The 8,408-nt window shown below is 48.2% G+C and carries 12 protein-coding genes; 9 read left to right on the forward strand and 3 right to left on the reverse strand.

The annotated features are described in order from the left end of the window. Window positions 1-92 precede the first annotated feature (92 nt). Window positions 93-302: a hypothetical protein gene (locus Q7V48_05285; protein ID MDO9210148.1), complete on the reverse strand. Its 210-nt coding sequence runs from the start codon at window positions 300-302 to the stop codon at window positions 93-95. Between the two features lie 178 nt (window positions 303-480). After that, a complete protein-coding gene (locus Q7V48_05290) occupies window positions 481-1,032 on the reverse strand; it encodes a transposase (protein MDO9210149.1) in 552 nt (183 codons plus the stop codon). 78 nt (window positions 1,033-1,110) lie between these two features. Between Q7V48_05290 and Q7V48_05295 the strand changes: the two genes are divergently transcribed. The 3 genes from Q7V48_05295 to Q7V48_05305 are packed head-to-tail and all read left to right on the forward strand — an operon-like array spanning window position 1,111 to window position 1,860. Further along, window positions 1,111-1,272 (forward strand): hypothetical protein, encoded by a 162-nt coding sequence (locus tag Q7V48_05295; protein ID MDO9210150.1) that lies wholly within the window; start codon window positions 1,111-1,113, stop codon window positions 1,270-1,272. Window positions 1,273-1,325: 53 nt separating this feature from the next. After that, complete coding sequence (locus tag Q7V48_05300) at window positions 1,326-1,547, forward strand: type II toxin-antitoxin system RelE/ParE family toxin (GenBank protein ID MDO9210151.1); 222 nt, start codon at window positions 1,326-1,328, stop codon at window positions 1,545-1,547. 10 nt (window positions 1,548-1,557) lie between these two features. Next, the gene (locus Q7V48_05305) at window positions 1,558-1,860 is read left to right on the forward strand and encodes a HigA family addiction module antitoxin (protein ID MDO9210152.1); all 303 of its coding nucleotides are present in this window, start codon (window positions 1,558-1,560) and stop codon (window positions 1,858-1,860) included. Between the two features lie 92 nt (window positions 1,861-1,952). Here the strand turns inward: Q7V48_05305 and Q7V48_05310 are convergent, their stop codons facing one another. Further along, a complete protein-coding gene (locus Q7V48_05310) occupies window positions 1,953-2,636 on the reverse strand; it encodes a lysophospholipid acyltransferase family protein (GenBank protein ID MDO9210153.1) in 684 nt (227 codons plus the stop codon). Between the two features lie 263 nt (window positions 2,637-2,899). Between Q7V48_05310 and Q7V48_05315 the strand changes: the two genes are divergently transcribed. The 6 genes from Q7V48_05315 to Q7V48_05340 all read left to right on the forward strand — a co-directional run bounded on the left by Q7V48_05315 (window position 2,900) and on the right by Q7V48_05340 (window position 8,397). Next, window positions 2,900-3,133: a ribbon-helix-helix domain-containing protein gene (locus Q7V48_05315; protein ID MDO9210154.1), complete on the forward strand. Its 234-nt coding sequence runs from the start codon at window positions 2,900-2,902 to the stop codon at window positions 3,131-3,133. Then, window positions 3,130-3,441, forward strand: coding sequence for a type II toxin-antitoxin system PemK/MazF family toxin (locus tag Q7V48_05320; GenBank protein MDO9210155.1), 312 nt, complete (start codon window positions 3,130-3,132; stop codon window positions 3,439-3,441). The genes Q7V48_05315 and Q7V48_05320 overlap by 4 nt, the downstream gene beginning before the upstream one ends. 40 nt (window positions 3,442-3,481) lie before the next feature. Beyond that, complete coding sequence (locus Q7V48_05325) at window positions 3,482-4,993, forward strand: glycosyltransferase family 39 protein (GenBank protein MDO9210156.1); 1,512 nt, start codon at window positions 3,482-3,484, stop codon at window positions 4,991-4,993. Window positions 4,994-5,219: 226 nt separating this feature from the next. Next, window positions 5,220-6,518: a 23S rRNA (uracil(1939)-C(5))-methyltransferase RlmD gene (gene rlmD, locus Q7V48_05330; GenBank protein MDO9210157.1), complete on the forward strand. Its 1,299-nt coding sequence runs from the start codon at window positions 5,220-5,222 to the stop codon at window positions 6,516-6,518. Window positions 6,519-6,666: 148 nt separating this feature from the next. Then, window positions 6,667-7,761, forward strand: coding sequence for a glycosyltransferase family 2 protein (locus tag Q7V48_05335; GenBank protein MDO9210158.1), 1,095 nt, complete (start codon window positions 6,667-6,669; stop codon window positions 7,759-7,761). 228 nt (window positions 7,762-7,989) lie between these two features. Further along, on the forward strand, window positions 7,990-8,397 hold the full coding sequence (locus tag Q7V48_05340; protein ID MDO9210159.1) for a GDP-mannose 4,6-dehydratase: 408 nt from the start codon (window positions 7,990-7,992) through the stop codon (window positions 8,395-8,397). The last annotated feature ends 11 nt before the right edge of the window (window positions 8,398-8,408 follow it).

The raw sequence follows: 8,408 nt of genomic DNA on the forward strand, positions 1-8,408 counted from the left end.
GAGGGGGTGTTTGCAACGATTTGACGAGGTCCGGCAGGCTTTTTGAGGCTCATCCGGGCGCACCGGTTCCTCCCGCCCCGTATTCCTGATCTTTACGACTGAAGGTAAGCATCCCAGGGGTAGTCGGGGTCACGATAAAGGTGATCGTCGTTCCTGGGGAGTTGAGAGAAATGATCCCTGAGGTATCCGGCAGGTGGGGCATGGGCCTTGGGAGTGGGTCTTGATTTGACGAGCCACAGCCCCAGGTGTTTCAGGATGGTCTTGATGACCTCCCGGTCTTCGATGAAGCTGATGATCCGCATGGTTCCCCGACACTTCGGACAGGCCCCGTTGAATAGTGAAGGACTATTTCGACTTCCTATCAAACATTTTCTTCTTAATCACGGGCAGGTAACACTCTCTGGTCGGTATTATTCTACGGGGCAGGTCAGGGGATCGACCTCCCCCGATCAAGTCGGGGACAGGCTCCGATCTTCTGTATCAAACGCGCCCAGTTATTCCGGTATTCCTTCGAACTTTTATCGGCTTCCAGGATGCAGGGGACCCCGTCGTCTTCGATTTCTTTTCGCTTTCCCCGGGAGATCCCGCGAAACGCGGGACTGTAGTAACCATAACACCGGACTCCCGCCATCGGCGGGACTCCCCCTTGTCCGGGATGTGGGAACATCCCGCCAGAGGCGGGACCAGCCACTCCAGAGCCTGCCCCGTACTTGATACGGGGGCATCGAAGACCTTTTCCTCGGTTCCGTCTTTCGCCCGGTAAACAACTTTTGAGGGTTCTGCGAGATACCGCATCCGTTCCTGGGAGAAGGAAGCCCGGATGATGTACCGGGCCAGGTTTTCCATGGCTGTCTCATCCTGGGGAAATAAACGCTGACCGCAGAAGACCTGGAATCCGGAATGACGCCAGTTGGAGAGCATGGCGATCAGGTCTCTGGTAATTCTCCCTTTGGCCAGAAGCATCTTGAAGACCTTATGCCGGAAAATCGCCTCCAGCTTTTTCAGGTCCAGGGAAGGAGCGACCCGGAACATGCCCCTCCCGGGCGCTTTCGGGACGTAGTGGAAAATATGTACTTTACATTTGAGTGGTAATTTTGATAGAAGAGAGCCATGCCTCGTCAAGCCCGATTAGACGCTCCTGGAACCCTGCACCATGTGATGATTCGAGGAATCGAAGGCAAGGGGATCTTTCGGGATACCCAGGACCGGAAAGACTTTGTCACTCGTTTAGGAGACCTATCTGGGAACTGGGGGACGTCCATAAAATTATAAGTTGACAGCCCGGTCGGGGCTTAACATATACATATAATGCCGCCGCTCAGCCCTTGTTAAAACACGACATCCAGCAGCGTGCCTTTATGAAGCATAATGCGATTGATGCGGCAACTCAGCTTGAAGATTTGGGTCTACCGCCATCAAACCGACTTGAGGCTTTGAAGGGAGAACGTAAAGGGCAATGGGGCATTCGCATTAACGATCAGTGGCGTATTTGTTTTGAATGGCGCAATGGGAATGCAGAACAGGTCGAAATCGTTGATTATCACTGAGGAGGTCGGCATGAACAAAAAGCGTATTTCTCCAGTACACCCTGGGGTATATCTAAAAGAGTTGCTTGGCGAGTTAAAATTGTCACAATACCGACTCGCCCGGGAGTTAGGCGTGCCCGCTATGCGTATCAATCATATTGTGAATGGTAAACGTCCGGTAACAGCGGAGATTGCCTTGCGTCTGGGGCGCTATTTCGGGCAAAACCCGCGCTATTGGATAAACCTGCAAAGTCGGTATGATATGGATGTTGCCGAAGATGCGTTGTCCGACCAGGTGGCACGTGAAGTGCGTCCCTTGCTGGCATCCGCTTGATCTGAGAGAGAGGAACCTGTTGCCTTAGTGAGGGAATATGGAAGAACTTTCCTTACCCTGCAGAAGAAGATTATTTTTTGGGCTCCAAGCCATCATAAAGGCCTTTCCCATCCCCAGTTTCGGTCATCCTGCGCATAGCCTTGAACCATCTTACTCTCAAGATCCAACCGGATGGCTTCGAATGTTGCCGAATCCATATCTTCCGGAACAAAGATTGGGTCTTCCCACCGAATGAGAATCCGGCTGAAGGGTTTAGGGATCAAGAACCGGTCCCAACTGTGCGTGATCCAGGCACGATCTACGGAAATGTACACCGGGAAAATGGCCGCTCGGGATAATTGGGCCATCCGAATCAGCCCTGCCTTTACAACACCCTTCGGTCCTTGGGGGCCGTCGACTGCATGAACAGCGATGGGATTAAGTGCCAGGTCTTCGATTATAGCGGCGAGAGCTTCCTTCCCCCCGCGGGAACTGGATCCCCGAACAGGGCGAAAACCAAGGCGCATGGCTATTTGGGCGATCATTTCTCCATCCCGGCTCTGGCTGATGATGACAGAAGGGGCAAGGGTACTGAACTTTTTGGCATAACCAATAGCCCCGAAAAAGCGTTGATGCCAAAAAGCACCGATGGCTTTTCCACCGTTTTTCAGGTGGTTTAAAAGGGTGTCCTCATTGACAACCCGAATCCGAACCAGCGAAAGGTAGAAGCGGATAAGGTAATACGCCAACGGGATTCCAATAATTCTCATGAAGGCATTGATTTGAGGTTTGACCATGAAAGATATCTTCCGCTGAAAAAGATGATCTTTTCAGAATTATATTATTTTACACCTAATACCCATGGAAACCAAACAATTTCCCAACGACATGCGCGCTTATTTCTGGGTTAAATGGATATTTCGAATTTAAAATGGATATGCGGATTTAGGGAGCCCAATCTCATAAACATATGCCGATGAATAAAAAATTCTTTGAGTTTTATAGCTATGTGGATTATCATAGCTATAAAAATCCCTATTGAATTATTGGGGAGGTGTTTATGAAAACCGTGCAAATGACCCTGGATGAAGATCTCATTAAAGTCGTGGATAAGGTTGTCAAACAGCTTGGGACGACCCGTTCTTCATTTGCGAGGGATGCCTTGCGGGCCGCCGTAAAAAGAAATCGAGTCCTGGAATTGGAACGAAAACATCGGGAAGGCTACAGAAGAAAACCAGTCCAAGCGCATGAGTTTGGTGACTGGGAGCCAGAACAGGCCTGGGTGGAGCCATGAAAAGGGGCGAAGTTCGCTGGTATAAATTTCCCCGGCCCGATAAAAATCGTCCGGTTGTGGTTCTCACCCGGGATTCCGTCTTGGAATATCTGGAGGAGGTTACAATCGCTCCGATCACCTCCACCATTCGGGAAATCCCTTCAGAAGTTTTATTGACAAAGGAGGAGGGCATGCCCCGGGATTGCGCTGTGAATCTGGACCACCTCCAGACGGTTTCCAAGAGTAAAATCGGACCTTTAATTACAACATTAAGCCCAAAAAAGATGTTAGAGCTTAGGTCTGCCCTGATGTTTGCCCTGGGATTTTAGCTGGGGAAGAAGGCGCAGGCGAGGAAAGATTAGGAAAATAATGCCGGAAACCATTGCCAGGAGTGACTCTGAGAAGAAATATCAAAAAGCTTTCTTTATATTGCTTATAGCCACAACGATTTTCCGCCTGTTTTATATTCAATGGGTGGAGCTGGCGCCGGATGAGGCCTATTATTATACCTGGTCACGGAATCTACAGTGGGGTTACTATGATCACCCGCCGATGGTTGGTTTTTTGATCCGAGGATTCACGGCCATCGGAGGACAGGGCGAGTTTGGCGTCCGACTGGGATGGGTGTTTATCGGAGCTCTGCTGACCGTCCTTTTGTACCGCATGGGAACGAAGATGTTCGGCAACGAGCGGGCAGGTTTCTACTCGGCCCTATTGATGAACTTCAGCTTGCTCGCATCTACCGGCGCCGTGATTGTTACCCCGGATGGGCCCCAGGGTTTATTTTGGGCCCTGGCAATATTTTGCGTTTATAAGGCCGTTGGTTCCAGCAGGCGCTATTGGTGGTATCTGACGGGCCTTTCCTTCGGGCTTGGTCTGTTCTCCAAATACACCATGGTCCTCCTGGCGCCGTGTATCTTGGGTTTCTTGTTTTCTTCCAAGGAAGGAAGAGAGTGGCTCTGGCGCAAAGATCCTTACCTGGCGCTGCTGCTCGGACTGTTGGTATTCTCCCCGGTTATTTTTTGGAATGCCCAACATGATTGGGTTTCCTTTCGTTTCCAGATCTCCCATGGGTTGGAAATAAAAAAAATCGCCGGGCTAAAATATTTCGGGGAATATTGGGCCGGGCAAGCCGGGTTGGTATCGCCGCTGATGTTCCTGGCGGTGATCTGGGCAATGGCTAAGAGCGGGATCGAAGGGTTTCGGCAGCAGAAAAAGAATCTTCTTTTACTCTTCTGGACATCTGCCCCGATTCTGCTGTTCTTTGCCGTCACGAGCCTTGGATCAAAAGTGGAGGCCAACTGGCCGGCCCTGGCGTACTTTTCCGCTGTTATCGCTTTGGCTGGAATTGTTAGCGAGGAGTGGCCGAAATGGAGAAAAGCCCAAAAAGGGTTTGCTTGGGCAGCAGGTTTGACCGCTTTGCTGTTTACATTTTTGGCCCACCTCCAACCCATTTATCCTGTAGTCCCCATCAAGGCCAAGAAGGACCCTACGAGCCAGCTTTATGGATGGCGCATTCTTGGAGAAAGGATCAAAGAGATAGCCCGATCGATGGAACGAGAAAGAGATATTTTTCTCCTGGCCCCGCGGTACCAATTAGGGGGCGAGGGGATGTTCTATACCCAGGGGAAATATCGCGTCTACCTATGGGACAATCCCCAGCGAATCAACAGTCTTTCAAGGGTCAATGCACCACCCGTCGGCAGCCAGGCGATCTTTTTTACTGAGGGGGAAAACGAGCTACCCCAAGGTCTGGAATCACTTTTTGATTCCTGTGAAAAATTAGAACCTCTAATTGTCCGGCGCAATTCTTCTCCGATCCGGACTCACCCGATCTGGAAATGCACAGGCTTTAAGGGCCTGCAAGGCAAAAGACCCTAAATTTTTTTCCACAGAGAACACAGAGAGCACAGAGAGCACAGAGATAAAATAAAATCCAACAATCAAAATACGGAATGGAAATAAAATATTTACCGGTTTGATCATAAGAAAAAATCCGGTTTGCAATTTTTGATACTTCAGTGTCCTTATGGGCAATGCAGAATTTGTTATATTTCATTTAATCCTATGTGGTCTCTGTGACCTCTGTGGCAAGTAGATATAAAAGATGAGCCGTTCTCTTACTGTGGAAATTGAAAAGATGGTTTATGGCGGCCGAGGGATGGGGCGGGTTAACGGGAAAGTGGTCTTCGTCCCTTTCACGGCCCCGGGGGAAAAGGTGCAGGTGGAGGTGGTACGGGAGAGAAAAGATTATATCGAAGCAGTCCTGAAGAATATTGAGCGAAATTCTCCTTTGCGCGTAAAGCCTTTCTGCGACCTCTTTGGAAAATGCGGTGGCTGCCAATACCAACACCTTCCTTACCCGGAACAATTGAAACTGAAAGAAGAAACATTGAAAGATACGCTACACCGTCTGATCCGGAAAGGGACTTTTGAAGTACTTACAGTCATCCCCTCCCCTCAGGATCGAAGGTACCGCATTCGAGCGCAGCTTAAAGTAGGGATGAGCGCAGGAAGAGCAGTCCTTGGTTTCTATGCTTGGAGGACCCACCGGGTAGTGGAAGTTCAGGAATGTCCTCTCCTTCATCCTTTGGTCAACGGGATTCTCGAAGGACTGCGTAACTGGATGGGCGAAAGAAGCAAGGTTCCCATCAAGGGGGTAGAAATTCAAGTAAGCCCGGATGAAGGCAAGGGCGTAGTCAGCCTGCGCATCGAGGCGTCATGCCGCCCCAAGATGCTGGAAGAGATCGGCCAAAGGATTTCAGGAGTAAAAGGCATGATCGTCAAGGGGAAGCAAAAAATCTCCTGGGGCGAATGGACTCTCTTCTATGACTGGCCGGAATTATTGGGGAAGAAGAAGCTCCATATCCAGACCAGTGGGGAATCTTTCTTTCAAGTTAATCCTTACCAAAACTGGAACCTGATGCGGAAGGTCGTGGAATGGGCGGGTCTCACGGGTCAGGAAAGGGTACTCGACCTTTTTTGCGGGTCGGGTAACTTGACCCTTCCTCTGGCCCAACGGGCCTGGAAGGTCTGGGGCATAGATCAGGACCCGCAAGCCATTGAACATGCGGCAGAGAATGCGCGGAAGAACAACCTCCCCAATTGCCAATTTATCGCGGCCAGCGCAGAAGAAGGAATCAAGTTGGTTTTAAGAGAAATCGATTCGGTGGATGTGGTGGTTTTGGATCCGCCACGGTCCGGGGCCCGCGGTACTCTCGATCTATTGGCATCTCTCCGTCCCCCCAAGATCCTGTATGTCTCTTGTGAACAACCGACCCTGGCCCGAGACCTGACCCGACTGATCGCCCTGGGTTATAATGTTAAGCGAATTCAGCCTTTGGACATGTTTCCGCAGACTTATCATATTGAGGTGATTGGGGAACTTACCCATGGTGGAATGTAGATTGAAAAATGCCCAATGAGAAGTAGGTTCTTGCGGCTTATACTCATCCGATTACTGATGCGGTGAGTCAGTAGCTTAATTTAAAAACATAGACCTTTTTCCATTAAAAGAAATAACGATTTAAAAAATTTTTTCAAAAGACTTTGATATGGAATTATCTATTATTTTACCTACTTATAATGAAAATGAGAATGTAAAAAAAATTATCCCAAAAATTTCTCAAATTCTTAAAGATGAAGGCATCACGGGTGAAATATTGGTAATAGATGACGATTCTGTTGATGGTACCGCCTATGTGGCCCAATCATTAGCGAATGAATATCCTGTTAAAGTGCATGTACGCAAAAATGAAAGAGGACTTGCAACAGCGGTAATAAAGGGTTTTGAATTAGCCAAGGGGAATATATGTTTAGTAATGGATGCTGACTTGAGTCACCCCATTGAGAAAATTCCGGAAATGATAAACCCGATTATTCACGGGCAATGCGATATAACCGTAGGGAGTAGGTATATATCCGGAGGAGGTTGTAAAAATTGGTCTTTAAGGAGAAAAATTATAAGTAGAGCATCAGGGTTTCTTGCAAGAGGGCTAGTAAAACTTTCAGATCCTACTGGTGGTTTTATGGCCGTAAGAAAAGACATACTCGAGGGTATAAAACTTGATCCAATAGGTTGGAAGATAGTTCTTGAAGTTGTTGTAAAAACTAATTCTCGATTGCAAGAAATACCCATTGTTTTTAGCGACAGACAGTTCGGTACGAGTAAGTTAGATTCAAAGGTAAAGAAAGAATATCTATTGCATCTATGGAGACTTTATGGTTACAAATACCCGCATATTATTCAGTTTATAAAATTTTGCCTTGTCGGGCTTTCGGGTCTATTGGTCGATACGAGTGTTCTAGTGAGTCTCGTAGAATTATTATCTTTTGATCCACGTTTTGCAGCCCTTTTCGCTTTTCTTATTGCCGTTAGTTGGAATTATAATCTTAATCGGATCCGGATATTTCAAGTCGGTCCAAAGGAAAGGGCTTATTATGGATACATTTCTTTCGTCATGCTCTGCTTGATAGGGTTCGGCGTCCGTATCGGTATCATGCACTTATTAATTGAATATGCTCAGATGGGGAAGAGGCCCTGGTATATTTTTTCCAGCATTTTAGGAATTTTAGCGGGGGCCTTTTTTAATTTTATGGGCAGCAAATATGTTTCTTTTTCAAAGAGTATTCTCAAGGCAAGAAAGTGATAACGAGGCTGTCCCACTTCGGCAAGCCCTGGACCAGCGACCGGGCTTTTCAGGCTGTAATCGCCATGGGGGGTGTTATGGTGTTAGGGTTCGGGAGGTGGGAGCCCTTCCATCGGCTACAACGGGAGATATTCATGGAATTAAATTGGAGAAGTTAGAATATGTTTCCCTTCCTTTCCCCCCTCTGAGGGTGGGAGAGTAGGGGGATGAAGTTAAAGAGGAAAGTTTATGATTTTTTTAGTCACTGGCGGCGCGGGTTTTATCGGTTCTTATTTGGTGGAACGCCTGCTGGCCGAGGGAAACCGGGTCATTGGTTTAGATAATTTCGATAATTTTTACGACCCTGCTTTGAAACGGCGAAACCTGACCCGCGCCCTTCAAAACCCAAAGTTTCTCTTGGTAGAAGGCGACCTGCGGGATGAAGGAATCCTGGAAAAAGTTTTTTGCGAAAAAAAAATTGAAATTGTGGCCCACCTCGCTGCCCGGGCCGGAGTTCGTCCTTCCATCCAGAACCCGCTTTTATACGCAGTTGTGAACATTCGAGGTACCCTTTACCTTCTGGAAGCATGCAAAATACATGGAGTACGCCGGTTGGTCTTTGCCTGTTCATATTCGGTCTTTGGGAACAACCCTTAAATTCCCTTTGC

It is taken from the genome of Deltaproteobacteria bacterium (assembly GCA_030654105.1).
Taxonomy (GTDB): domain Bacteria; phylum Desulfobacterota; class SM23-61; order SM23-61; family SM23-61; genus JAHJQK01.

What these genes read in the sequence shown, in the direction of transcription:
- rlmD (MDO9210157.1), top strand. Translation starts at nt 5,220, where the DNA reads ATGAGCCGTTCTCTTACTGTGGAAATTGAAAAGATGGTTTATGGCGGC.
- Q7V48_05290 (MDO9210149.1), bottom strand. Translation starts at nt 1,032, where the DNA reads ATGTTCCGGGTCGCTCCTTCCCTGGACCTGAAAAAGCTGGAGGCGATT.
- Q7V48_05325 (MDO9210156.1), top strand. Translation starts at nt 3,482, where the DNA reads ATGCCGGAAACCATTGCCAGGAGTGACTCTGAGAAGAAATATCAAAAA.
- Q7V48_05295 (MDO9210150.1), top strand. Translation starts at nt 1,111, where the DNA reads ATGCCTCGTCAAGCCCGATTAGACGCTCCTGGAACCCTGCACCATGTG.
- Q7V48_05335 (MDO9210158.1), top strand. Translation starts at nt 6,667, where the DNA reads ATGGAATTATCTATTATTTTACCTACTTATAATGAAAATGAGAATGTA.
- Q7V48_05320 (MDO9210155.1), top strand. Translation starts at nt 3,130, where the DNA reads ATGAAAAGGGGCGAAGTTCGCTGGTATAAATTTCCCCGGCCCGATAAA.
- Q7V48_05315 (MDO9210154.1), top strand. Translation starts at nt 2,900, where the DNA reads ATGAAAACCGTGCAAATGACCCTGGATGAAGATCTCATTAAAGTCGTG.
- Q7V48_05310 (MDO9210153.1), bottom strand. Translation starts at nt 2,636, where the DNA reads ATGGTCAAACCTCAAATCAATGCCTTCATGAGAATTATTGGAATCCCG.
- Q7V48_05340 (MDO9210159.1), top strand. Translation starts at nt 7,990, where the DNA reads ATGATTTTTTTAGTCACTGGCGGCGCGGGTTTTATCGGTTCTTATTTG.
- Q7V48_05305 (MDO9210152.1), top strand. Translation starts at nt 1,558, where the DNA reads ATGAACAAAAAGCGTATTTCTCCAGTACACCCTGGGGTATATCTAAAA.
- Q7V48_05285 (MDO9210148.1), bottom strand. Translation starts at nt 302, where the DNA reads ATGCGGATCATCAGCTTCATCGAAGACCGGGAGGTCATCAAGACCATC.